Source organism: Streptomyces vilmorinianum, from assembly GCF_005517195.1.
GTDB lineage: Bacteria > Actinomycetota > Actinomycetes > Streptomycetales > Streptomycetaceae > Streptomyces > Streptomyces vilmorinianum.
Map to the genome: position 1 here is coordinate 5,066,872 of NZ_CP040244.1, position 24,212 is coordinate 5,091,083.

Genomic DNA, 24,212 nt, shown 5'->3' on the forward strand with positions numbered 1-24,212 from the left:
TCGTGTAATCAGTGACCCAGGTCTCACTACCCCCGTTCGGGGGTGAAGGAGTAGTCGCGTGCCCGAGCAGACGGAAGCGGTGGAGTTGCGTGCGGCGCTGCTGCGGCTGCGCCGCGCCACCGGCCTGGAGGTCGCCTTCGGCGGTCTCCTGCACGAGGGCAGGCCGCTGCGGATCGCGGAGCTGACCGGGGCGGTGACCCCGGCGCTGCGCGGTCTCGCGATCTCGGCGGGCAGCGGCCTGGGCGGGAAGTGCCTGGCCCTGTCCCGGCCCTGCGCGGTCGTCGACTATCCGTCGGCGCGGCACATCACGCACGAGTACGACGGGCCGGTGGCGGCGGAGGGGCTGCGTTCGGTGATCGCCGTGCCCGTCGTCGTACGGCGGAAGGTGCGGGGGGTGCTGTACGGGGCGCTGCGGGACGCGCTGCCGCTGGGCGAGCGCGTCTTCGACGCGGCGGTCGCGGCGGCGCGGGACGTGGAGCAGGCCCTGGCGGTACGGGACGAGGCGCGGCGGCACGTGCCGGAGCCGGGCCCGTCGTGGGAGGCGGTCCGGGAGGCCCACGGCGAGCTGCGGGAGCTGGCCCCCCGGGTCGGTGACCCGGAGCTTCGGGATCGGCTGCTCGCGGTGTGCGGCCGCCTGGAGACGGCGTCGGCGGGCGCGGGCGGGCCGCAGCGCCCGCCGGGTGAGTCGCCGGGTGTGGCGCCGGGCGTGGCGCTGAGTGTGGCGCCGGGTGTGGCACTGACACCGCGCGAGCTGGACGTGCTGGCGGCGGTGGCGTCGGGAGCGACGAACGCGAGGGTGGCGGACCGCCTCGGGCTGCGTCCGGAAACGGTGAAGGGCTACCTCCGCTCCACGATGCGGAAGCTGGGCGCGCACACGCGCCTGGAGGCGGTGGTCGCGGCGCGGAGGGCGGGTGTGCTGCCGTAGGACCCAGGGGTGTTCACGCGTCCACGGTCCCGAACCCCACCTCGTACGGAACGCCCTGCGGAGCCATCACCCGCAGCATGCGCTCCGCCTCCTCCTCCAGCTCGGCGCGTTGGGCCCTGGTCGTACGGCCGAAGGGCTGGATGGTCATCGTCGTGCGCTCCTTGGCCTCGTCCAGGCGCCAGAGCCCGGCGAGGGAGCCGTCGAGCAGGAAGACGCGGTGCGCCTGGTTCCCCGTCCACATCCGGACCCGGGCCTCGTCGGCCACGACACGGGTGCGGTCGGCGTGGGAGAGGAGGAGGTTGTCGTACTCGGGGAGGAAGCGCGGCGGGGCGGGGGTGTCCTCGTCGGGGCGCGGGGCGTCGGGCAGGTCGAAGAGCTCGACGCCGTGCTCGTCCTGGAAGGTGACGAGCCGTGGCCGCAGGCGCTCGAAGGCCTCCCGGAGGCGGGTGAGGCCGCACCAGGTCTGCATGTCCTTGACGGAGGCGGGGCCGAAGGCGGCGAGGTAGCGGAGCACGGTGCCGTCGGGGGTGGGGACGGGTCCGGGGGCGCGGCCGAGCCACGTCTCGGCCGTGGTCAGGCAGACCTGGCCGCTCCTGCGCCACAGGCCGCGCGGGGTGACCTGGACGAGCGGCAGCAGGCAGCGGGCGGCGACGCTGAGGGCCTGCGGGTCGGCGTCGGGCCAGTGGGCGAGCAGCGCCTCGCGGATCTCCTTGGGGGTGCGGGGCCGCTCCTCGACGAGCTCGCGGGAGAGCGCGCCGAGCCGGTCGAGGTCGACGCCCGCGAGGCCCTTGCGGAACAGCTTGAGCTCGCGGTCCCGGGCGGCCTGGACGAGGGGCCGCAGGGTGAGCACGTCCTCGGCGGTGTGGGTGTGGATGGTGGAGCGCATGGTGACGATCCGGGCGACCTCGCGGGACTCCATGAGCGTGGAGAGATCCTCGGGCCGGAAGCCGTCGAGCCGGGCGGCGAGGGCGTAGTACGGCGGCTTGGTGTTCTGCGCCTGGAGCCCGACAAGGTGGGAGACGGCGTCCTTGGCGGACATCGCGGCGGGGGCCAGGAGGAGCTGGCGGGCCAGCGTGGCGCGGCCCAGGGCGCGGGTGGGGAGGACCGGGTTCGTCGTCTTGGAGGCCATGCGCGGCACGCTACTCGGGCTTGCGGACAGATACGGTCCGCAATCGGGTACGGGCGTACCACGCGCCGACGGGCTGCCGTGATTCGCCCCGTGGCGTACGAGCGCGCCACGGGCCGGCGCGCTGCCGTGATTCGCCCCGTATATCCTGCCCGGAGACCCTGACCTGCCCTGATCGTCCCGATCATCCTGATCATCCTGATCATGCCGATCATGCCGATCATGCCCACGGAGATGGACCCACGATGTCGGAGCGCCGCCCCCGCGCAGCCTGGCGCCGCCAGCCGGAACCGCCGGAGCCACAGCGCTCCGGACCCGGCGCCGTACCGGCCGACCGGCCGAGCGTGGTGCAGGCCACGCTCTACCGCGACGGCCGCAGGGTCGCCTCCCCCGAATCGCTGGCCGATACCTTCCGCCAGCTGCGCGAGCACCCGGCCGGCATGGCATGGATCGGCCTGCACCGCCCGACGGAGCCGGAACTCCACTCGCTGGCACGCGAGTTCGACCTCCACGAGCTGGCGATCGAGGATGCGCTCGAGGCCCATCAGCGCCCGAAGCTGGAACGTTACGGCGACACCCTCTTCGTGGTCCTGCGTGCGGCCCGCTACCTCGACGCCCAGGAGGAGGTCGACTTCGGCGAGCTCCACATCTTCGTGGGCCAGGACTTCGTGATCACGGTCCGCCACGGAGCGGCCCCCGACCTCTCGGCGGTCCGCCACCGCATGGAGGAGAACCCGGACCTCCTCGCGCTCGGCCCGGAGGCGGTCCTGTACGCGATCCTCGACGCGGTCGTCGACGGCTACGCCCCGGTGGTGGAGGGCGTCCAGAACGACATCGACGAGATCGAGACCGAGGTCTTCGGCGGCGACCCCGCGGTCTCCCGCCGCATCTACGAACTCTCCCGCGAAATGGTCGAGTTCCAACGCGCGACCCGCCCCCTGGTCGGCATGCTCCACGGCCTGATGGCCGGCTTCGCCAAGTACGGCACGGACGAGGAACTCCAGCGCTACCTCCGCGACGTGGCCGACCACGTGACCCACACGAGCGAACGCGTGGACGGCTTCCGCCAGGCCCTGACGGAGATCCTGACGGTGAACGCGACGTTGGTGACGCAGCAGCAGAACGCGGAGATGCGGGCACTGGCGGAGGCGGGCTTCGAGCAGAACGAGGAGATCAAGAAGATCTCCTCCTGGGCGGCGATTCTCTTCGCACCCACGTTGGTGGGAACGATCTACGGAATGAACTTCGACGCGATGCCGGAGCTGGACTGGGCTTTCGGCTATCCGTTCGCGATTCTTCTGATGGCGGCGGTATGCACGAGCCTGTACTTCATCTTCAAGCGGCGGGACTGGCTGTAGCAGAGCCCCAGGACCAATTGATCAACTTCACAAGCGCGAACATTCCGGAGAAGGCGTTTCGTACCCCTGGGGAGAATCTGGGGAGAATGCGCGGCGCTGGGGAGTGGACGCTTGCTGCCCCGCCTGCAGTTCTGTGGCCACCACGGGAACGATCCCACAGGCAAGGTTGAGAGTCGGTGGTCACCGAGAGTGTCGAACGAATCCCTGCGGGCCATCCCCTGACTTCCCGTACACCGCGCCTACGACGTGCTATATCGAGGTCCACGAAGACGGCAGGTGACACACGGGGCTGACCGAGCCGCCTACGAACGGGCCCTGGCAGGCAGTTCGCGGCTCTTCGCGGTCTGGCCCGGTGAGTGGACCAGCCACCTGTTCGTGATCGACGACCTGGACGAGTACGCCAAGGCCCACGGCATCAACCACGACGAGGAGCGGACCGGCCTCAAGGAACACGTCCACGAGCTGCGGTGGGAGAAGAGCTCGTACGGAAACGACAACCCTCGCAGCCCGTACCTGAGTATCGATGTCTCGCTGGACTGTGGCTGCACGATCCACAACATCCGAACCTTCGCCGCCCAGATGAAGGCACAGAGGGGATGGGACGTCGCCACCAGCGTCGGCTGGGGCAGCAGCAGGGGACCTGAGGGAACGACGTACGGGGTACGGGTCCGTCGCAAGAGCCTCACTGGCTGAATCCGGCAGGCAGCCCAACGACTACGGGAGCACAGCGTGTGCTGTGCCCCCGCTCACTCACGCCAAGGTGAGGTTCTCCGGGACGTACTCGGGGACCACACCGAGCAGCGCGTCGACTGCGCACGCCCCTTGCCGCCGGCCTCGGGCAAGAAGCGGGCGTAGTGGACCGTGCGGCATCGTCGCCGCGGGCGCCGATGCATGATCCACGAGAACCGAGGGCACCGGCCCGAGCCCGTACAGGAGCAGCCGGCCGGCGACGGGGGCCTCCCCGCCATTGCCGGCGCCGTCCGACGTCCGGGCCGAAGTCCAGGTCACGCGCCCGTGCGCACTTGCGTGCGCCGCCGTCCCCTTCCGTACGGTCCAGCCGATGGTGAATCGCCCGCGCACACCATGAGGGAGAGCTGTTGAAGCCGACCGAGGAAGTGCTCCAGGACCTGACCCAGCCCTCGAACATCTCCGTCCACTCCGACGACGCGCTCGTCGGCAAGGTGGAGGCCGCCATCGCGGCGGACGACGAGAAGCGGAAGGAAAACGAGGACGAGCCGCTCCGCAGGAAGCCCGACCTTGTCCCGATCCAGCGTGCGGAGCTGCCCCGGCAGTTCGAAGTGACCCTCTGGGACGTGCTCCACACCCTTGCCCGGGCCACGGCCCTGTCGTGGCGCGGTGCGGGACGGGGGCTGGCGGAGCACTGGGGCGCCCTCAAGTACACCCAGGCCCTGGCCGGCGGTCGCGACTCCTTCCTCGGCCTCACCGACGAAGGCCACCGCATCGCGGACCACTACAAGTCGCTGCAGTCCGGCGAGCTCGGCGTCGGCTTCGCCCTCACCCTCGCCGAGCACATGCTGCGCAGCCGTTTCCCCGACCATTCGGTGACGATCGTCCCCGCCGACACGGCGTTACGCGCGGGTTGGGCCCTCACCAGCAGGGACAAGGGCGAGAAGGTGAAGTACCGCTATCGGCCCCCGTACTTCGCCGAGGTCTGGCGCCCGGGCGAGCCGTCCCTCGCCATCCCCCTCGCCTGCAAGGGCAACCACGGCAACTCCGCCACCTCCGCCGACCAGCTGGCCTCCGCCTCGGTCCACGCCGAAGCGGTCCACATCGGGGCGTGGAACGAGACTCCCAGCCTGCTGTTCAGCACGGAGCTCCCGACGGACGAGGGCACCATGACCGTCCACGCGCTGCAGGCACCGGGCAGCGGCGGCCGGCTGTTCCCGGCGGAGGGCCGTGAGGCGAACCTGAACGCCCCACCGGTCCAGGCGAACGTGATGCCGGACATCCACCCGCCGGCCGAGGGCCTGGTGGCGCCGGAGCCCGTACGGGGCTGCCACGTGCAACCGAAGGACTACGCCTGGTTCCAGGAGTCCCTGGCCCACACCACGGCGGCAGGCCTCATGGCCTTCACCGGCTCCGGCCTGGCCACCGCCCGCCACCTGACCGACCGGCAGGGCCGCAAACGCTTCACAGGCTTCGAGCACGCGGCCAGCACGAGCGTCCAGGACGCTGCCCACACCCTCCTCGGCACCGAGTACGCCGGCACCGACCACGTCTTCCGCCTCAACGGCCCCCGCGTCGAGGCGTTCTCCGGCGTGGCCGTGGACCTCTTCGACCTCCTTTCCGGTGGTGACATCAAGGAGTACCGCACCCTCGTCCACGCCAGCCGGCACACCCGTCCCCGCCTCGCTTTCGACAAGGACTGGGGCGGCCCCGTCTCCGTACACGCCGACGGCTCGGTCTTCGCCCTGCGGCTGCTGCCGGGGCAGGACGAGGAGTCCCGTCCGGGCTCCGCTCGCTGACGCCGGAACGCCGCCAGGGTCGGCTCATCTCAGTGCCGGCCCTGGGTGGCGGGTTGACGCACCTGGAGGCTCAGAGCGATGCCTCGGCTCAGAGGTTTCCGGCGCTGATGGCTCCTCGTAGGACGTGAGCGATCTCCTCCGGCTTGAGGTCGATGCCGTCGAGCCCCTCCATGGTCAGCGGGATCTCCTCCAGCGCGTACTCGCCACGTCCCTCGGCGCACCTTCGGTCCGAGCGGGCGACGTAAGACCCGTCTTCCCGCTCTTGGGCTCGGGTCGGCCCCCCTCGCAACTCGCTCCAGCCGCAGAGCGCACACAGACCCCGATGATGTGCGCCAAAAGGGCCCGGGTCTTTGCGTTCTCGCCACCCATCGAACAAAGAGGGCTACACACAGAGAACACCAGACGTCCACCGAGGACCTCTATATCCGATTCGGGGCAGATCTGTGCCAGATTCACCCCGCGAGTTACCCTTTTCGTATGACCGAAATGCCCAATGAAGTCCATCTGGCGCTCTCTGGTCGCATCACGTTCGAACAGGACATCTCTGTGGCTCAGGGCGCCCAAGTAATCGCCATCATCCAGGCACCCGCAGGACTGGTTCGCGCCACTCCCGGCCCCGAGCCGCCCCGCCTGCTCCCAGAACTCGCCCTGACGAGAGAAGAGAGCACCCGAGAGCTTCCCTCGAACGACGAGCCGACGCGGCAGCCGCTCCTGGAGAGCCCTCGCCATGCGCTCGACTCCTCCGGCGCCAAGACCATCCCGGAGAAGATCACTGCCTTCGCCGCGTACCTGACGCTGGTCGAAGGCCATGAGACGTTCGGCCACCAAGACCTTCGAAGACTCTTCGAGCGGGCCCGCGAGCGCATACCGACGCACTTCTCGCGCGACTTCGACAAGGCCGTACGGGCCGGTTGGATTCACGAGGGGACGACCAAGGGGGCGTACTACCTCTCGGACTCCTTGCGGAACCTCCTTGAAGACGGCTACGCGGGCCACCGAGGAAAGCGCACGCGGAGATCACAGGCACCTGCAACGGCGGCACGGAGAAAACCACGCTCCATTCCCGTGCCCGATGACTTCGCCGAGGTCGACCACATCCCGGCGTCGATCGACGGCGTACCGCCCTACCAGCAGGTGAAGCTCAAGCGCGACCGGCTCCTCTGGGCCATCAAGCTGGCGAAGGAACTGGGCGTCCCCGCGCTGAAGAGCACCGACGTCACCTGGCTGACCGACAAACTCGGCGACGCCATCATCTCCCGCGACATCACAGCGCACTTCAAGGGACTGCATCGCGACGGCCTCGCCAACAGGTCAGTGATCGACAACGCCATGCGGATCACGGAAAAGGGCGAGGAGTATCTTTCCTCCCTCTGAGCGCGAACACGCAGAGCATTGCTCATCGCTCCCCGCGTGCCGACGGCCACTCTCCAGACGGGAACGAGGGCTCCGGTGCGCGTTCCTCTGCGTAGGTGCGCAGCTGGACCGCCGGCGCGCCGTTGGCAGTGAATGCGAGGGCGATTCCCGGGTGGGGCCACGGCCTCGCCCGGCGGAGCGCGTCCGGGAGGGGTGCGGTCCGCCGGTGGGTCGGCAGGTTCTCAGGAGGGGGTGTCGACGGTGATCTCGCGCTTGAGGATCTTTCCCGTGGGGCCCTTGGGGAGTTCGGCGGTGAAGGTGACGATCCGCGGGTACTTGTACGCCGCCACCCGTTCCTTGACGTACGCGCGGATCTCGTCGGGCGTCGCACGGGCGCCGCCGCGGAGGGTGATCACCGCGGCGATCTCCTCACCGTGCACGTCGTGCGGCACGCCGACGACCGCGGCCTCGGCGACGGCGGGGTGCTCGTACAGGACCTCCTCGATCTCCCGTGGGTACACGTTGTAGCCGCCGCGGATGATCAGGTCCTTCTTGCGGTCGACGATGAAGTAGAAACCCTCTTCGTCGACGCGGGCCAGGTCGCCGGTGTGGAACCATCCGTCGCGGATCGCTTCCGCGGTCGCCTCGGGGCGGTTGAAGTACCCCTTCATCACGTTCTCGCCGCGGATCGCGATCTCGCCGACCTCGCCCGGCCCCGCCACGGAGCCGTCCTCGGCGAGGAGCATCATCTCGGCTCCGCGGACGGGCTGCCCGATCGAGCCCGCCTTGCGCGGGCGGTCCGGGTGGTTGAAGGCGGCCACCGGCGACGTCTCCGAGAGCCCGTAGCCCTCCAGTACCGTCGCGCCGAAGCGCCGCTCGAATCCGTGCAGCACCTCCACGGGGATCGCGGCGCCGCCGGAGACGGCCAGCCGCAGCGAAGAGGCGTCGTAGCCCTCGGGCAACTCGGCGTGGAGCAGCGCGGAGTACATCGTCGGTACGCCGAGGAACACGGTGACCCCGTCACGGTGCATGACCTCCAGCGCCCGCTGCGGATCGAACCGTGGCAGCAGGGTCAGCGTCGCCCCCGCGGCCACGGCGGTGTTGAGCGCACAGGTCTGCCCGAACGCGTGGAACAGCGGAAGACCGCCGAACAGGACGTCGTCGGGGCCGACGTGGAGCAGCGTCTCGGCGGTGGTGGCCGTGTTCGAGACCAGGTTGCGGTGTGTCAGCTCGGCTCCCTTGGGCGTGCCGGTGGTGCCCGAGGTGTAGAGGATCAGCGCGGGATCGTCGTCCGCCCGCTCGACTGCGCCGGGCAGCGGCTCCGCCGCCGCCAGCAGGGCGTGGAACGCCGAGGGCTCCGTCACCAGGCACTCGGTCCCGACCTCGGCGGCGGCCTTCGCGACCTCCTCCGCGAACAGCGGGAACGTCACCGCGACCCGCGCTCCGCAGTCGCGCAGGACATAGGCGACCTCACGGGCCTTGAGCAGGGGGTTCATCGGCACGACCACACCCCCGGCCCGGAGGATCCCGTAGTAGACGACGGGAAACAGCGGCACGTTGGGCATGGTCATGGCGACGCGGTCGCCCGGCCGCAGACCACGGTCCCGCAGCACCGCGGCGAACCTGGCGCTCGCGTCGTCCAGTTCTCCGTACGTCAGGGTGGTGTCGTCGTGGCGTACCGCGATCTGATCGCGGCGTGCCGCCGCGGAGTTCACCAGAAACGTGGCGAGGTTGGTCATGTCGGCAGTCTCCTTCTGTTCGGCTCGGCTCAGTCGTCGGTACGGTGCGGGCAGCGGTCACGGGATTCGAGGTGGCGCTTGCGTTGTCGACCAGCAGCAGAGCGGGCCGAGCGGAGAGGCACTGGCCGACGCCCCGGATGCTAGGGTGCGCGCTCCCTCGATGCTTGACGTGACGGGGCGGGAAACTTAACTTCTGGGGACTCTCGCATCTGGAGCGTCCCATGAGGCCCCTCGTCCGTACCGCAGCGCTGAGCGGCTTTGTCGAACTGAGCCGCTCACTCGGCGTCGACCCGCACACGCTGATGAAGCGCGTGGGTCTCGACACCGCGGACCTCGCCGTCCAGGACCGGTGGATCTCCGGCCCGGACGTCGTCCGGCTCCTGGAGCTCTCCGCGGCCGCCTCGCACCACGACGACTTCGGCCTGCGCATGGCCGAGCTGCGCCGCTTCTCCAATCTCGGCCCCATCAGCCTGGTCGTCCGGGAGGAGCCCGACGTACGCAGTGCGCTGGGGCTGCTGCTCCGCCACGAGCACATGTACAACGAGCTCCTGCACGCGCGCCTCTCCGAGCGGAACGGCCTGGCCACGATCAAGGTGGATCTCCGGCTCGGCGAGACGGCGCCGTCGGCCCGGCAGGCCACGGAACTGGCCGTGGGTGCCTTCGCCCGCATTCTGCGCGGCTTCCTCGACCCGCGGTGGCAACCGGTCTCCGTGTGGTTCGCCCACAGCGCTCCGGCGGACTCCGGAAGGCACCGCCGCCTGTTCGGCCCCGGCCTTGAGTTCGACCGCGAGTTCAACGGAATCGTCTTCTACGCCGACGATCTCGACGCGCCCAACGCGATGGCGGACCCGCAGCTGCGGAACTACGCCCGGCAGTACTTCGACGCCATCGCCGTGCCCAGGGACACCTCGGAGGTGGACCGCGTGCGCGAGCTCATCGAAGCGCTGCTGTCCACGGGCCGATGCTCGATCGAGCAGGTCGCCCGCAGCCTCGGCGTCGACCGGCGCACCGTCCACCGTCACCTGGCCCACGCGGGAGAGACGTTCTCGTCGCTGCTCAACGCCACCCGGATGCGGCTCGCGGAGCAGTTCGTGGCCAATCCGCGCCGGTCACTGACGGAGATCTCCGATGTCCTGGGCTTCTCTTCACTGAGCGCGTTCTCCCGGTGGTTCCGCGAGCAGTTCGGGTGCAGCCCGAGGGAGTGGCGCAAGCGGCAGGGCCGCCAACAGGAGCGGGAACGGGAGCAGGAGCAGGAGCAGGAGTCCGACCGGGGCTGACCCCGCCCCCGACGCGGCCCCGGGGCCTGATGCGGGCGGCGGCGGCGCCTCGCACCGCCCACCGGGTCGGCCCGCTGTCCCCAAATGACAAGTCGCCCGTCACCACGGGTCAAGCAGCCGTGTTCACCCGGCCCTACCTTGGCTGCACCGCTCAAGGTGGTCGGCTGCCGGACGGGAGCCACACCGCTCCCCCGCAGGACGCTCCCCTCCGGACCAGCCGATCGCAGCCGGGCCCATGCGCCCGATGTTCTCCCCGACCCACCCGCGCCAGTTCCCGCCGCGGCCGCCGGCAGCTCCGACACCGCAGGTGCCGACGGCCGCGGCAGGTGATCATCCCTACGCGAAGGAGAAAGACCGTGCACTTCCACGACGACTCGCTCTTCCCCGAGAACCAGGAGAAGCTGGTCATCCAGGCCGCCCCGTACGGGCCGGAGTGGCTGCCCGGCGACGCCGACGACCTGCCCCTGACCATGGACGAGCACGTGCAGGCGGCCGTCGACTGCTACAACGCCGGCGCCACGGTGCTCCACATCCACGTGCGTGAGCTCGACGGCAAGGGCTCCAAGCGGATGTCCATGTTCAACGAGCTCCTTGCCCGGCTGCGCGAGGCCGTGCCGGACATGGTCCTGCAGATCGGCGGCTCGATCTCCTTCGCCCCCGAAGGGGAGGGCGGCGACGCCAAGTGGCTCGCCTACGACACCCGCCACCTGCTGGCCGACCTCACCCCGGCGCCGGACCAGGTGACCATCGCGATCAACACGAGCCAGATGAACATCGTCGAGATCATGACCGACGACGATCTGGAGGGCACCTCGATCGCGAAGCCGGACTACTACCGGGCCTACCGCGACATGGTCGTCGAGGCCGGCCCCGAGTTCTACCTCGAGCACCTCAAGCGCCTGCGCGGGAACGGCATCCAGCCGCACTTCCAGCTCGCCACCCTCGCCCAGCTCGAGACCGTCGAGCGGCTCATCCGCGCCGGCATCTACACCGGCCCGCTGATCCTCAACTACGTGGCGATCGGCGGCGGTTTCGCCGGGCGGCACCCCGCCGACCTCATCGAGTTCGTGCGCCGCGTTCCGGACGGCGCCGTCCTCACCATCGAGAGCTCCATGCGTGCCGTGGCGCCGATGAACGCGATCGCCATCGCCCTCGGCGTGCACGTCCGGGTGGGCAACGAGGACAACCTGTGGCGCCGCAAGGGCGAGCGGATGTCCTCCGTCGAGCAGGTCGAGCAGATGGTCCAGATCGCGAACGCCCTCGGCCGCGACATCGCGACCGGCGCGGAGGCCAAGGAGATCTACAAGATCGGCGAGTACTACGCCGACGCCGACGAGACCCTCGCCCGTCTCGGCATGGTCCCGAACCGCCGGCCGGGGCAGCGCGGCTTCATGCTGCGCGACGCCGCGAGCTGATCCGGCCGCCCACGCCGGTACGCGTACCCGCGCCCGCGCCCGTACCCGTAGCCGAGCCCCACGAAAAAGCCCCACACGCACGCCCCCGTACACGAGCAATCGGAGCACCCCTGTGGCACACGCCGTCCGCTTCTACGAAACCGGTGGCCCCGACGTCCTGACCTGGGAGAAGGTCACCGTCGGCGACCCGGGTCCGGGCGAGGTGCGCATCCGGCACGTCGCCGTCGGACTCAACTTCGCCGACACGTACTTCCGTACCGGTCTCTACCCGGTCCGGCTGCCCGACGGAATCGGCGTCGAGGCCTCCGGTGTGGTCGAGGCCGTCGGCGAGGGCGTCACGCACGTCGCCGAAGGCGATCGCGTCACCTACACCGGCAGCCCGCTGGGGGCGTACAGCACGGAGCGGGTCATGCCCGCCTCGCACCTGATCAAGCTGCCGGACGAGATCGGCTGCGAGACCGCCGCCGCGATGACCATGCGCGGTCTCACCTCGGCGTACCTGCTCCGCCGGATCCATCCGCTGAAGGCCGGCGACACCGTGCTGCTCCACGCGGCGGCGGGTGGCGTCGGCCTGATCGTCAGTCAGTGGGCCAGACTCCTCGGCATCACCGTGATCGGAACGGTGTCCAGCGAGGAGAAGGCGGAGCTCGCACGCGCACACGGCTGCGAGCACATCATCCACTACCGGCGCGAGGACGTGGCCGAGCGGGTGCGCGAGCTGACCGACGGCGCCGGGGTGCCGGTCGTCCTGGACAGCGTCGGCAAGGACACCTTCGCCGGCTCACTGGCCTCGCTGGCGCGCCGCGGCCTGCTGGTCTGCTTCGGAACGGCCTCCGGTCCCGTGCCACCGATCGACGCCATGCAACTGGCCATGAACGGCTCGCTGTTCGTGACCCGACCGGCGCTGGCCGACTACATCGCCGACCCCGCGGAGCGGGACGCCCTGGCCGGCGAGCTGTTCGGCCACGTCGCTTCCGGACGCATCAAGATCGAGATCAACCAGCGCTACTCCCTCGAGGACGCGGCGCAGGCACATCGCGATCTGGAAGCCGGACGGACCACGGGATCGTCCGTCTTCGTCCTCTGAGTCTCCGAGGCTTCCGAGACCTCCATGGCCTCCATGGCCTCCGCGGCCTCCGTGGCCTCCATGGCCTCCGCGGCCTCCGTGGCCTCCATGGCCTCCGAGGACGGCCCTCCGAGCACACCCCGCCACACCTCACCCCAGGAGTGCACCATGCCCGACACCCTCCGCCCGAAGGAACTCCCCCCGGCCCCACCCGCCCCACCGCGCCCCGGCGCGCTCCGCAGCTCCCTCGACGTCGAGCCGCTGACCTGCACCATCGGAGCCGAGGTCTCCGGCGTGAGCCTCGCCGACGCCGCTCGTGACGACGACCTCTTCGCCGAGATCAAGAGCCTGCTCCTGCAGTACAAGGTCCTTTTCCTGCGCGACCAGGACATCACCCGCGCCGACCACATCGCCTTCGCCGAACGCTTCGGCGCGCTGGAGGACCACCCGGTGGCCGGCAGCGACCCGGACCACCCTGGCCTCGTCCGTATCTACAAGGACCTGGACAGCGCGCCCGAGCACTACGAGAACGCGCTCCACACCGACGGCACCTGGCGCGAGAACCCGTCCATGGGAGCCGTACTCCGCTGCGTCGAGTCTCCCCCCGTGGGCGGCGACACGATCTGGGTCAACATGACCGAGGCCTACCGCCGCCTCCCGGAGCACATCAGGGCGCAGATCCAGGACCTGCGCGCCCGGCACAGCATCGAGGCGACCTTCGGCGCGGTCATGCCCGAGGATCAGCGTCACGCGCTCAAGGCGCGGTTCCCTGACGCGGAGCACCCGGTGGTGCGCACCCACCCGGAGACCGGCGAGCAGATCCTCTTCGTCAACGCCTTCACCACGCACTTCGTCAACTACCACACGCCCGCGAACGTGCGCTTCGGCCAGGACTACGCACCGGGCGCGAGCCACCTGCTGAACTACCTGATCAGCCAGGCCGCGGTCCCCGAGTACCAGGTCCGCTGGCGCTGGCGGAAGAACAGCGTCGCCATCTGGGACAACCGCTCCACCCAGCACTACGCCGTCCAGGACTACTGGCCCGGCGTCCGCAGGATGGAGCGCGCCGGGATCGTCGGCGACCGGCCCTTCTGACCTTCTCCCTCCATCTCCCTCCATCCGAAGTTCCCTTTCCAGCAAGAGCAGTTGAGGTGATGACAATGGGGTTTCTCACCACTGCGGAATCCGCTCCGGGGAGAACCGGCTCCGGTTCCGGTTCCGGCTCCTCCGAGTGGCCCGTCTCCCGGCGCTACGCCTGGGTGGTCTTTGCACTGAGTTTCGGACTCCTGCTCTCGGACTACATGTCCCGGCAGGTGCTCAACGCCGTCTTCCCGATGCTGAAGGCCGAATGGCTGCTCTCCGACGCCCGGCTGGGCTCCCTCAGCGGCATCGTGGCACTGATGGTCGGTCTGCTCACGTTCCCCCTCTCGCTGCTGGCCGACCGATGGGGGAGGGTGAAGTCCCTGGTCCTCGCGGCGACGATGTGGAGCCTGGCGACCCTTGGCTGCGCGGTGGCGGCGACCTACGGCCAGATGTTCATCGGCCGGCTCCTGGTCGGTGTCGGTGAGGCCGCGTACGGCAGTGTCGGCATCGCCGTGGTCCTGAGCGTCTTCCCGCGGGCCCTGCGGGCGACCCTCTCCGGGGCCTTCATCGCCGGCGGGGCCTTCGGCTCGGTCCTGGGCATATCCATCGGCGGTGCCGTGGCCCAGGCGTACGGCTGGCGCTGGGCGTTCGGCGTGATGGGCGTCTTCGGCCTCGTGCTCGCCGGCATCTACGCGATCGTGGTCACCGAGAAGCGCCTGTCTCCCGGATCGGGCCCCGCCCCCGCGCCGGGCACGGCGGACGCCGGGACGCGCGGCGAGCTCCGAGCACTTCTGCCGAAGCTGTTCTCCTCCGTCTCGGTGATCAGTGCCTACGTCGGCAGCGGTCTGCAGCTGTTCATCGCGGGCGCGCTCATCGCCTGGCTGCCCAGCTACTTCAACCGCTCCTACGACATGCCGACCGCGAAGGCCGGCGCGACCGCGGGCCTCTTCGCTCTGGTGATCGGTGTCGGCATGATCGTCGGCGGCATCGTCTCGGACCGGATCAGCCGGCGCGCCCCGATCCGCAAGTGGGCCGTCGCCATCGGCTGCAGCGTGGGCTCCCTCGTGCTGCTGATGACCGCGTTCCGTCTTCCGGCCGGCCCGGCGCAACTGCTGGTGCTGGGGCTCGGAACCCTGCTGTGCGCCGGAACGGCCGGGCCGGGGGCCGCCATGGTGGCGAACCTGACGCCCGCGGCCATCGCCGCGACGGCGTTCGCCACGCTCACGCTGGCCCAGAGCCTGCTCGGACTGGCCCCCGGCCCGGCGGTCACGGGGATGCTCGCGGACCGGTTCGGTCTGCTCGGCGCGCTCCAGCTCGTCCCGCTCGTGGCCATCGCGGCCACCGCGGCCTTCCTGATCGGCCGCAGCCGGTACGAGCACGATCTCCGCCGCCTCACCGCACCCATCACACCTGGCGCACCGGGCGCTCCCGGCGACACGGTGGAGCCCAAGGAACCGGAGCCGGCTTCATGACAGGCGACGCGGAGTCGACGATCGTGATCGTTCCCGGCATGCGGGAACACGTCGAGGACCACTGGCAGACCATTCTGGCCGAGCGGCTCGGCCATGCGGGCCGCACCGTCCGCGTCGTTCCACCGCTCGTGCGCGACCGGCTCAGCCGCGACGCCCAGGTCGCCAACGTGGTCGACGTGATGGCGCGGATCACCGGGCCGGTCGTCATCGTCGCCCACAGCGCGGGCGTCTTGACCACGGTGCACTGGGCCCAGTGCCACGACGCGGACGTCCGGGGCACGGACGTCCGGGGCGCCCTGCTGGCCGTACCCCCGGACTTCGAGACGCCGCTGCCGGACGGCTACCCCGCTCCCGACGAGCTGGCAACGCACGGATGGACACCGGTGCCACGGAAGCCGCTGCCCTTCCCCAGCATCGTCGCGGCCAGTTCGGACGATCCGCTGGGATCCCTGGGGCGCGTCGCCGAGCTCGCCCGGGACTGGGGAAGCCGTCTCGTGGAGATCGGCCCCGTCGGACACCTCAACCCCGCCTCCGGGCACGGTCCGTGGCCCCAGTCCGAGGCACTCGTCGAGGCGCTCGAACTGGGCTGGTGCCATACGACGGCGCCACGGCCCGCTTCGTAGTCCCGAGGTTCCGAGGTTCCGAAGTCCCGTAGCCCGTAGCCCGTAGCCCGTAGCCCGTAGTCCGTAGTCCCGTAGCACTCCCGTCCACCGCGCGCTGCCCCGGAAAGGCGACGATGAACACTGACACCGACCTGTTGTGGTCACCCGGTCGCCGCGAGCTCGAGGACTCCAACGTCGCGGTCTTCATGGAATGGCTGGGAGAGGTCCGGGGGCTGTGCTTCACCGACTACGCCGAGCTGTGGCGGTGGAGCTCCACCGACCTGCCCGGATTCTGGTCGGCGGTATGGGAGTTCTACGGGCTCGACGCCGTCACCGCCTACGACGAGGTACTGGGCGACGCATCGATGCCGGGAGCCTCCTGGTTCCCCGGCGCCCGGCTGAACTTCGCCGAGCGGTGCTTCGCCCAGGCCACCGACGTACGTCCCGCGCTGGTCGCCGTGGCCGAGGGCGGCACACCCGTCGAGATCTCGTGGGAGCAGCTGCGCCGCGAGGTCGCGGACGTCGCCGCGGCCCTGCGGCGGATGGGGGTGGGGCCCGGTGACTGTGTCGCCGGGTATCTGACCAACATCCCGCAGGCGGTGGTGGCTCTGCTGGCCACCGCCGCCGTCGGCGGCGTGTGGACGGCCTGTTCGCCGGACTTCGGCACTCCCAGCGTCCTCGCCAGGCTGGGACAGGCCCGTCCCACGGTCCTCGTGGCGGCGGACGGGTACCGCTACGGGGGCAAGGAGTACGACCGGCGCCCCACGGTCGCCGAACTCCTGGACGGACTTCCCACCGTCCGTCACCTTCTCACCGTGGATCATCTGTTCCCGGCGCCGACCGATGCCCGGTCCACCCGGCCGGATGTCGAGCAGCACGTCTGGTCGACGCTGCCGGCGGCCGGTGAGGCGCTCGTCTCCGCCGACGTGCCCTTCGACCATCCGCTGTGGATCCTGTGGTCGTCCGGGACCACAGGGGTTCCCAAGGGGATCGTGCAAGGCCACGGCGGCATCGTCGTGGAACTCCTCAAGGCGCTCGGCCTGGGCGCCGACCTGCGCCCCGAGGACCGGTACCTGTTCATCACCTCCACGAGCTGGATGGTGTGGAACTTCCTCGTCGGTGGCCTGCTGCACGGGAGCACGATCGTCCTCTACGACGGCAGTCCCACGTTCCCCGATGTGGGCGGCGCCTGGCGGATCGCCGAACGGACGCGGGCGACCATGGTCGGGGTCGGGGCGGCCTACCTCGCGGCCGTGGAGAAGTCGGGCACCCATCCCGCCGCCGAGTTCGACCTCCGTCCGCTGCGTTCCGTCCTTCAGACCGGATCCGCCATGGCGCCGAGCACCTGGCGCTGGGTCCACGACCGGCTCGCGCCCGGTGTCTGGGTGCAGTCCATCTGCGGCGGCACCGACATCTGCTCCGTACTCGCCGGCGGCTCCGCACTGCTTCCGGTCCGGACGGGCCGGATCCAGTGCCCCGCACTGGGCGTCGCGCTGGCGGCATGGGACGACTCGGGGCAGCCGTCGACCGGCGCGCGGGGCGAGCTGGTGGTGACCGCCCCGCTGCCGTCCATGCCCCTGTACTTCGTCGACGACGTCGATGGCCGGCGCTACCGCGCCAGTTACTTCGACACCTACCCCGGGGTGTGGCGGCACGGTGACTGGGTCACCGTCGATCCGGACCTGTCGGTCGTCGTGTCCGGCCGCTCGGACTCCACGCTCAATCGCATGGGCGTACGCATGGGCTCCGCCGACATCTACGCCGTCGTGGAGCAGTTCCCGGAGATCGCCGACAGCCTCGTCGTCGGCGTCGAGCAGGAGGACGGCGGGTACTTCATGCCGCTGTTCGTCGTCACCACCGGGGGAACGGCACTCGACGACGGGCTGCGGGAACGGATCACCACGGCCATCAAGCGCCGGCTGTCCCCGCGCCACGTGCCCGATGTGATCCTGCCGGTTCCCGCCGTACCGCGCACGCTGACCGGCAAGAAGCTCGAGGTGCCCGTCAAGCGCCTCCTGCAGGGGGCACGCGTCGCCGACGTCAGCAGCGAGGGTGCCGTCACCCACTTCGAGATGCTGCGCTGGTTCGCCGCCTTCGCGGCACGCAGGGCCGAGGACGCGGGGACGTGAGCTCTCGCCGCCGGCGGCTCGGTCCGCGGCTCGCGTACCGGAGTCGCTGTCCAGGCCGACCGCGGCCCTGGGTGAGGCCCTACGTGATGCCCTAGGCGAGGCCCCAGGTGAGGCCCTATGGTGTGCGCTCCCCCGGGCCCCCATGATGGACACACGGCACGCCCGCCGAGTGGAGGACGCGTATGGATCCCCTGTCCCTTGCCATTGCCGGGGCCCTCGCGGCCGGTGTTGCCACCGGGGCGGGTGAATCCGCTGGGGCCGGCCTTCCCGCGCTGTTTCGGCGGATCAGGGAGCGTTTCGCGGGCCGCACGGACGTGGACGAGTCGGAGACACGGCTCGCGACCGCCCTGGACGAGGAGTTCACGCGCGATCCGTCCTTCCGGCAGGAGTGCCAGTCGCTCTGGAATCAGGCGGCGGCTGACGGCGTCGCCAACTCCTTTCACGGTCACGCCAAGAACGTGGTGCAGGTTCGTGACATCCACGGCGGCCTGACAATGGAGTGACGCCGTTCGTCACTCCCCGTGCACGACAGGGAGGTCCATGTCCGCGGTGATCGCCCAGCGCTCGTGGTCGCACCACTCTCCAGCGATCTTGATGAATCCGGGGGAAAGACCCTCCCTCCGGAAGCCGAGCCGTTGGACGAGTTTCAGGGATGCCGTGTTGCCCGGCTGAATGTCGGCTTCCAGTCGGTTCAGGCCCAGCCCTTCGAAGGCATGGTGCACGGCCAGTGCCACTCCCGCCGACATGTATCCCTGGCCGGCGTAGGGAAGGAACGCGGCATAGCCCAGCACGCCCCGCTGATAAGGGCCGCGCACGATTCCGTTTATGTTGATCATTCCCACGAGGTCGCCCCGGTCCTTGAGGCTCAGCACCATGCAGGCGGCGGTAGCCTGATCGGATCGCGCGAGGTAGGCCGAGAACCCGCTGGGCGTACGGGGCATCGTGACCCAAGGATGGTGGAACTCCGCACTGATGCGGACCAGTTCGAGGAACCTCGGCTCGTCGGCGGCAACGACCGGACGGAGTACGACTTGTGACGTGCGATCAAGTTCGATACCCACGTGCCGGAGTGTAGGGCATACCTCCGGACGAGGAACCGCGGACGCCGGGACGGAAGGGGCTTGCGCTGCTAGTCTGAGATGACCGGGGGCGATTCGGTGACGTCCTCTCACATCGCGCATCGCGCGCGATCCTCCTGTCCGGGAACTCAGCACTCTCGATCGGCCATCATCTCCCTCCCACGGTGGAAAAGGTGACCATGAGCGATATCGAACCTCTCGGGCGTCCCCTTCCTGATCTCAGGAACGTCTCACTGGCAAGCCTTGCCACGGATTCCACGGGCCTGGTCACGGAACTTCGCGCCCGCGCCCTCGCCGGCGCCCTCGCAACGGGCCTTCCCGCCCGGATGGCGGCCTTCAACTCCGAAATCGGCGGGGGCGAGTGCTTCCCTTCATCGACCAGTTCGTCCTGAAGGTCCACGGCTCCTGCGACCTCGCCTGTGATCACTGTTACGTCTACGAACACGCGGACCAGAGCTGGCGGGCAAAGCCGCGGACCATGAGTCCGGCCGTCGCGGAACAGGTGGCGAAGCGCATCGCGGAGCACGCGGAAAAGCATGGGATACCCATGGTGCGCATCACTCTCCACGGAGGCGAACCGCTCCTTCTCGGAATCTCGCGCATGCGCGAGCTGATCCGAACGCTCCGGGCGGTTCTGGACGACGTGGTCCGGCTCAGTCTCCACGTCCAGACCAACGGCGTGACCCTGAGCGAGCGGTTCTGCGGGCTCTTCGACGCGTCGGGTGTGCAGGTGGGTGTCTCCCTCGACGGCGACAAGGCCTCCAACGACCGGCACCGTCGATACGCGAACGGCCGCAGCAGCCATGCCGCGGCGCTGCGCGGACTCGCCCTGCTGAGGCGCCCGGAGTTCCGTCACCTCTACGGCGGGATCCTCTGCACCGTGGACGTCGCGAACGACCCGATCGCGGTGTACGAGGCGTTACTGGAAGAGGCGCCGCCTCGCCTCGACTTTCTGCTGCCCCACGCCACATGGGCGAATCCGCCGCCCCGGCACGGAGAGGCGCGGGCACCTTATGCCGCCTGGCTGAGCCGTATCCACGCACGCTGGATCGCCGACGGCCGGCCCGTACCGATCCGGATGTTCGAGGCGCTCGCGTCGGCCTCCTGGGGTGGAGCGAGCGGCAGCGAGGCCGTGGGGCTCCGGCCCGTCGCCCTCGCCGTGGTGGACACCGACGGATCGTGGGAGCAGGCGGACTCCTTGAAGACGGCGTACGACGGCGCACCCGCGACGGGCATGTCCGTCTTCACGCACAGCGTGGACCGACTCCTGACCCATCCCGGCGTCGCCGCGCGGAACCAGGGCTACGCGGACCTCTGTGCCACGTGTCTCGCCTGCCCGGTGGTCGGTATCTGCGGGGGCGGTCTCTATGCCCACCGCTACCGGCCGGGCAACGGCTTCGACAATCCGTCGGTGTACTGCGCCGATCTCAAGGTTCTGGCGTCGGAGATCCCGGCCGCGCGGATGCGGGCGATCGCGGCTCCGCGCGGAGGCGATCCCCCAGGGCCCGTCGTCCATCAGTTGCCGGACGGACATCAGTTGCCGGACGGAGCCTTCGACGCGTTCGCCGCCGGTGCGGGAACGGTCGAAGGAACGAAGGCCCTTGAGGACATGCGGCTCTCGCTGACCCGGGCCCTCATCGCGGGGTTGGTCGGGCTGGATCCGGGCGACGGCTCGTCGGACCTGGCGGCGGCGGCCGCGCACGGCGGGGAGCTCCTGCTCGAACTGGATCGCAGCCATCCCGTCGAGACGGCGGAGGTCCTCCGTCACCCGTTCGTCCGGACATGGGTGACGCGCTGCCTCCGCCCCGACGGCGCCGGGGACGGGGACGGGGAGCGCGACCGAGCGCACATCGCCGGCATCGCGGCAGCCGTCGCCATGCGAGCCGGTGTCACGACGCGCCTGTCCCTGCCCGTGAGGGCCGGACTGGTCCATCTGCCGGGCCTGGGCGCGGTGCGGGTCGAACACGCAGGGCCCACCGCGGAGTTGACTGTCGAGCGACGGACCGGCCGGCCGCCCCGCGGCTGGATCGGCGTCAGACGGCTGACCACGTCCTGGCTGCCCGTGACCGTCGAGGACCTCGACCCGTACCGCGTCGCCCGCCACGACCAGGTCGCCCTCGACCGTCTGTCCCCGCGGCAGTGGACCGCCTGGCAGGTCGCCCTCAGCCGTGCGGGACGCGAACTGTCCCTGCTGGTCCCGCAGTACGCGGCCCCGCTGCGCGCCGGGTTACGGGCCGTGGTCCCCCTGGCGGTGACGCCGTCGGAGGGGGAATCCATCGTCCAGGGGCAGGCCTTCGGTGTCGCGGCCTTGGCGCTGCCCACGAGAGCCGCCGATGCCGCCGCCGCTCTGGTCCTGGAATTCCGGCGCGGCACGCTCGACGCGTTGATGGACGCGTACGCGTTCTTCGACACCGCGCAGTCCGTCTCCCTCTCGGTGCCCTGGCGAACCGCCCCCGTACCGGTCAGCCAGGCGCTCCACGGCCTCTACGGACAGGTGGCCCTGGCGGAGCTGTGGCGTGCGCGTTCCACGAGGCTCCCGCGCCGCGGGGCTCCGGGCGCCCCCGCCCAGGTCCGTCGGGCCGTCTCGGCGTTCCGCCGCCATCTGGCGTGGGCCGACGTCACCGTGGACGCGCTCGCCACCGGGGCCGCATGGGCCCCGGCCGGAGCGCGGTTCACGGCCGGCCTGCGCACCACGATCGACCGCCTCGCCGCTGACCCGACACCGACGCCGACGCCGACGCCGACCTCGACCTCGACGCCGACCTCGACGCCGACCTCGACGCCCACGACGGCCGTACCTCGCCGCGCGTCCGCGTCACGAAGGGCCGGAACGCCCGCATGAACGCAGACACCGGGAACAACGCCTTCGGTGGCCGCGCCGCCAATGTGGTCCAGGCAGGGATCATCTACGGCGGCGTGAACGGGCGTGGAGACATTCTGCCGGTGCCGAGGCAACTGCCCCGGGCCGCGACCTTCTTCACGGACCGGGCGGACGCCCAGGCCGCGCTGGGCGAGCTCGCCGCGACGACGAACGCGGTCGCCGTGATCTCCGGGCCGGCGGGGGTGGGCAAGAGCGCCCTTGCCGTCCTCTGGGGACACAACGCCAGGGACCGCTACCCGGACGGCCAGCTCTACGTCAACCTGAGGGGCTACGACCGGCTCGCTCCCCTCCCGCCCGAAGAGGTCCTTCACGGGTTCCTGTCCGCCCTGGGTACGCCGGCCGACCGGATACCCGGCGATCTGAACGCCATGTCCGCGCTCTTCCGCTCCCTGCTCGACGGGAAACGCGTGCTGCTGGTGGCGGACAACGCGAGCAGTCCCGACCAGGTACGGCCGCTGCTCCCGTCCGCACCCGGCTGCTTCACGATCGTCACGAGCAGAAGCCGGCTCGGCGGCCTGACGGCCATGGACGGCGCCACGCCCGTGCCGATCAGGCCGCTCGACACGCCTGAGGCGGTGGAGCTGTTCCGCCTTCTGTCGGGTCACCACGACGTGGAGGGCGCGACCCGGCTGGTGCGTCGCTGCGGCCGTCTCCCGCTCACCGTCCGGATCGCCGCCCAGCAGGCGGGCTCCGGAACGAGTCTGAGCGAACTTCTCGAGGAGCTGGCCGGTGACGGCCGCCGGCTGGAGGCACTGTCCACACTGGACGAGGGAAACGAGGTTCGCACCGTGTTCTCGTGGTCGTACCAGCACCTGTCGCCCGCCACCGCCAGAGCGTTCCGGCTGCTCGCGCTGCACGCCGGGCCGGATTTCTCCGTGTCGACGGCCGCCGCGCTGACGGCTCTGCCCGAGAACGCTGCCCTGCGTGTGCTGCGCGAGCTGGCAGCGGTGAACATGCTGGAGGTGACGGGAACGAGACGGTACGGGTACCACGACCTGCTGCGGGACTACGCCCGGGAGCGGGTCGAGGAGGAGGAGACCCCCGAGGCGCGGGCCGAGGCTCTGCACCGCGAGCTGTCCCAGTATCTCCGGATGGCGGACGCCGCCGACCGGGTGCTCGTCCCCGAGCGGCGGCACGTGCCGCTCGAACACCACGCGGACCGGGAGCACGTGGCGTTCCAGGGGCCCGCGGCCGCACTCGAGTGGTGCGACACCGAACTGCCCAGCCTCGTCCCCGCCGTGGGCCAGGCCGTGGAGCTCGGTCTGGACGACGTGGCGTGGAAGATCCCGGTGGCGCTGGTGTACTTCCTGCGTCTGCGCGGGCACAACACGCACCGGCGCGACCTGTCGAACGCCGCGGTCGTGGCCGCGCGCCGCCTGGGCGACCAGTGGGCCGAGACCTGGAGCCTGATCTGTCTTGCCGGGGCGGAATCGGACATGGGCTGCCACGAGGACGCCATGCGCCACTTCACCGAGGCGCTGAGGATCAGTCAGGAGATCGGCGACTCCCAGTGGCAGGCGACGAGCATCTACAACGTCGCCTGGACGCTCCGCCTCATGGGACGGCACGAGGAAGCGCTGGAACGCCAGCGGGAGGCCTTGCCGATCCACCGGAGCAACGGTGACCGGCGAGGCGAGTCGATCACGCTGACCGAGATCGGAGCGCTGAACCTGACCCTCGGCCGACCGGCTGAGGCGTTCGAGGACTACGAGCAGGCCCTGGCCGGTGCGCGCGCCACGGCGGATCTGCCGACGGAAGCCACGTCACTGCACGGCCTGGGGGACGTGTGCCGAACCCTCGGCCGGACCAGCGAGGCGATCGACCGGTACGAGCGGGCCGTCGAGGTACGACGACGGGTCGGGGACCTGCTGGGCCTGGCGCGCTCGCTGGTCCGGCTGGGCGAGCAACTCGACACCGTCGGCCGGGAGGCCGTCGCCCGGGAGGCACTGACCGAGGCGCTCGCGATCCTCGAGTCCCTGGGGAACCCGATGGCGGAGGAGGTCCGGCGCCGCCTCGGGGACGGCGGCGGGGAAGAGCCCGGGGACTCGCCGCCGCCCGGGGACTCGCCGCCGCCCGCGGACCGCCCCTGACACCGGGGCCGTACCTCCGGAGCCGCGTGACCGGCCCGGCGCGCCCATCGAAACGCTTCGGTGAGGGCTTGCCACGTCGAGTATGTTTACGTAAACATACTCGGGAGGAGCGATGCCTCGCACCCCGCACC

Annotated in this window: 18 protein-coding genes; 15 read left to right on the forward strand and 3 right to left on the reverse strand. The window is 70.5% G+C overall.

Features of this window, described 5'->3' with window-relative positions; translation table 11 throughout:
- The first annotated feature begins 58 nt into the window (after positions 1–58).
- Positions 59–925 (forward strand): helix-turn-helix transcriptional regulator, encoded by an 867-nt coding sequence (locus tag FDM97_RS23635; RefSeq protein WP_137992500.1) that lies wholly within the window; start codon positions 59–61, stop codon positions 923–925.
- A gap of 13 nt (positions 926–938) precedes the next feature.
- Here the strand turns inward: FDM97_RS23635 and FDM97_RS23640 are convergent, their stop codons facing one another.
- Positions 939–2,054, reverse strand: a complete 1,116-nt coding sequence (locus tag FDM97_RS23640; protein ID WP_137992501.1) for a winged helix DNA-binding domain-containing protein — start codon at positions 2,052–2,054, stop codon at positions 939–941.
- Between the two features lie 242 nt (positions 2,055–2,296).
- On the opposite strand from FDM97_RS23640, the gene FDM97_RS23645 reads away from it, so the two are divergent.
- The 4 genes from FDM97_RS23645 to FDM97_RS23665 all read left to right on the forward strand — a co-directional run bounded on the left by FDM97_RS23645 (position 2,297) and on the right by FDM97_RS23665 (position 7,269).
- A complete protein-coding gene (locus tag FDM97_RS23645; protein WP_137992502.1) occupies positions 2,297–3,409 on the forward strand; it encodes a magnesium and cobalt transport protein CorA in 1,113 nt (370 codons plus the stop codon).
- Between the two features lie 276 nt (positions 3,410–3,685).
- Positions 3,686–4,102 carry a hypothetical protein gene (locus FDM97_RS23650; RefSeq protein ID WP_254705734.1) on the forward strand — a complete coding sequence of 139 codons (417 nt, stop codon included), beginning with the start codon at positions 3,686–3,688 and terminating at the stop codon, positions 4,100–4,102.
- A 404-nt stretch (positions 4,103–4,506) separates the two neighbouring features.
- Complete coding sequence (locus FDM97_RS23655) at positions 4,507–5,895, forward strand: hypothetical protein (protein WP_137992503.1); 1,389 nt, start codon at positions 4,507–4,509, stop codon at positions 5,893–5,895.
- Between the two features lie 477 nt (positions 5,896–6,372).
- A complete protein-coding gene (locus tag FDM97_RS23665; RefSeq protein ID WP_137992504.1) occupies positions 6,373–7,269 on the forward strand; it encodes a hypothetical protein in 897 nt (298 codons plus the stop codon).
- Between the two features lie 221 nt (positions 7,270–7,490).
- Here FDM97_RS23665 and FDM97_RS23670 read toward each other — a convergent pair whose 3' ends face one another.
- Positions 7,491–8,987 carry a long-chain-fatty-acid--CoA ligase gene (locus FDM97_RS23670; RefSeq protein ID WP_137992505.1) on the reverse strand — a complete coding sequence of 499 codons (1,497 nt, stop codon included), beginning with the start codon at positions 8,985–8,987 and terminating at the stop codon, positions 7,491–7,493.
- Between the two features lie 221 nt (positions 8,988–9,208).
- Between FDM97_RS23670 and FDM97_RS23675 the strand changes: the two genes are divergently transcribed.
- The 8 genes from FDM97_RS23675 (at position 9,209) to FDM97_RS23710 (ending at position 18,534) form a co-directional block, all read left to right on the forward strand.
- Positions 9,209–10,264, forward strand: a complete 1,056-nt coding sequence (locus tag FDM97_RS23675) for an AraC family transcriptional regulator (RefSeq protein ID WP_137992506.1) — start codon at positions 9,209–9,211, stop codon at positions 10,262–10,264.
- 356 nt (positions 10,265–10,620) lie between these two features.
- Positions 10,621–11,679: a beta-keto acid cleavage family enzyme gene (locus FDM97_RS23680; protein WP_137992507.1), complete on the forward strand. Its 1,059-nt coding sequence runs from the start codon at positions 10,621–10,623 to the stop codon at positions 11,677–11,679.
- A 112-nt stretch (positions 11,680–11,791) separates the two neighbouring features.
- Positions 11,792–12,766, forward strand: coding sequence for a quinone oxidoreductase family protein (locus FDM97_RS23685; RefSeq protein WP_137992508.1), 975 nt, complete (start codon positions 11,792–11,794; stop codon positions 12,764–12,766).
- A gap of 33 nt (positions 12,767–12,799) precedes the next feature.
- Positions 12,800–13,840, forward strand: coding sequence for a TauD/TfdA dioxygenase family protein (locus tag FDM97_RS23690; protein WP_254705735.1), 1,041 nt, complete (start codon positions 12,800–12,802; stop codon positions 13,838–13,840).
- A 65-nt stretch (positions 13,841–13,905) separates the two neighbouring features.
- The gene (locus FDM97_RS23695) at positions 13,906–15,300 is read left to right on the forward strand and encodes an MFS transporter (RefSeq protein ID WP_137992509.1); all 1,395 of its coding nucleotides are present in this window, start codon (positions 13,906–13,908) and stop codon (positions 15,298–15,300) included.
- On the forward strand, positions 15,297–15,923 hold the full coding sequence (locus tag FDM97_RS23700; protein WP_137992510.1) for an RBBP9/YdeN family alpha/beta hydrolase: 627 nt from the start codon (positions 15,297–15,299) through the stop codon (positions 15,921–15,923). The genes FDM97_RS23695 and FDM97_RS23700 overlap by 4 nt, the downstream gene beginning before the upstream one ends.
- 113 nt (positions 15,924–16,036) lie before the next feature.
- Positions 16,037–18,031 (forward strand): acetoacetate--CoA ligase, encoded by a 1,995-nt coding sequence (locus FDM97_RS23705; RefSeq protein WP_137992511.1) that lies wholly within the window; start codon positions 16,037–16,039, stop codon positions 18,029–18,031.
- 182 nt (positions 18,032–18,213) lie between these two features.
- Complete coding sequence (locus FDM97_RS23710) at positions 18,214–18,534, forward strand: hypothetical protein (RefSeq protein WP_137992512.1); 321 nt, start codon at positions 18,214–18,216, stop codon at positions 18,532–18,534.
- A gap of 9 nt (positions 18,535–18,543) precedes the next feature.
- Here FDM97_RS23710 and FDM97_RS23715 read toward each other — a convergent pair whose 3' ends face one another.
- The gene (locus FDM97_RS23715) at positions 18,544–19,092 is read right to left on the reverse strand and encodes a GNAT family N-acetyltransferase (RefSeq protein ID WP_254705736.1); all 549 of its coding nucleotides are present in this window, start codon (positions 19,090–19,092) and stop codon (positions 18,544–18,546) included.
- A gap of 379 nt (positions 19,093–19,471) precedes the next feature.
- Here FDM97_RS23715 and FDM97_RS23720 point away from each other — a divergent pair, with 379 nt between their 5' ends.
- Together FDM97_RS23720 and FDM97_RS23725 are read left to right on the forward strand one after the other, a co-directional pair.
- Positions 19,472–21,952 carry an FxsB family cyclophane-forming radical SAM/SPASM peptide maturase gene (locus FDM97_RS23720; protein ID WP_217510261.1) on the forward strand — a complete coding sequence of 827 codons (2,481 nt, stop codon included), beginning with the start codon at positions 19,472–19,474 and terminating at the stop codon, positions 21,950–21,952.
- Positions 21,949–24,081 (forward strand): ATP-binding protein, encoded by a 2,133-nt coding sequence (locus tag FDM97_RS23725; protein ID WP_137992514.1) that lies wholly within the window; start codon positions 21,949–21,951, stop codon positions 24,079–24,081. Before FDM97_RS23720 ends, FDM97_RS23725 begins: the two co-directional genes overlap by 4 nt.
- The last annotated feature ends 131 nt before the right edge of the window (positions 24,082–24,212 follow it).

Coding starts and splice junctions, on each gene's coding strand:
- FDM97_RS23645 (WP_137992502.1), top strand. CDS start 2,297: ATGTCGGAGCGCCGCCCCCGCGCAGCCTGGCGCCGCCAGCCGGAACCG.
- FDM97_RS23710 (WP_137992512.1), top strand. CDS start 18,214: ATGGATCCCCTGTCCCTTGCCATTGCCGGGGCCCTCGCGGCCGGTGTT.
- FDM97_RS23665 (WP_137992504.1), top strand. CDS start 6,373: ATGACCGAAATGCCCAATGAAGTCCATCTGGCGCTCTCTGGTCGCATC.
- FDM97_RS23695 (WP_137992509.1), top strand. CDS start 13,906: ATGGGGTTTCTCACCACTGCGGAATCCGCTCCGGGGAGAACCGGCTCC.
- FDM97_RS23705 (WP_137992511.1), top strand. CDS start 16,037: ATGAACACTGACACCGACCTGTTGTGGTCACCCGGTCGCCGCGAGCTC.
- FDM97_RS23725 (WP_137992514.1), top strand. CDS start 21,949: ATGAACGCAGACACCGGGAACAACGCCTTCGGTGGCCGCGCCGCCAAT.
- FDM97_RS23670 (WP_137992505.1), bottom strand. CDS start 8,987: ATGACCAACCTCGCCACGTTTCTGGTGAACTCCGCGGCGGCACGCCGC.
- FDM97_RS23700 (WP_137992510.1), top strand. CDS start 15,297: ATGACAGGCGACGCGGAGTCGACGATCGTGATCGTTCCCGGCATGCGG.
- FDM97_RS23675 (WP_137992506.1), top strand. CDS start 9,209: ATGAGGCCCCTCGTCCGTACCGCAGCGCTGAGCGGCTTTGTCGAACTG.
- FDM97_RS23640 (WP_137992501.1), bottom strand. CDS start 2,054: ATGGCCTCCAAGACGACGAACCCGGTCCTCCCCACCCGCGCCCTGGGC.
- FDM97_RS23690 (WP_254705735.1), top strand. CDS start 12,800: ATGGCCTCCGCGGCCTCCGTGGCCTCCATGGCCTCCGCGGCCTCCGTG.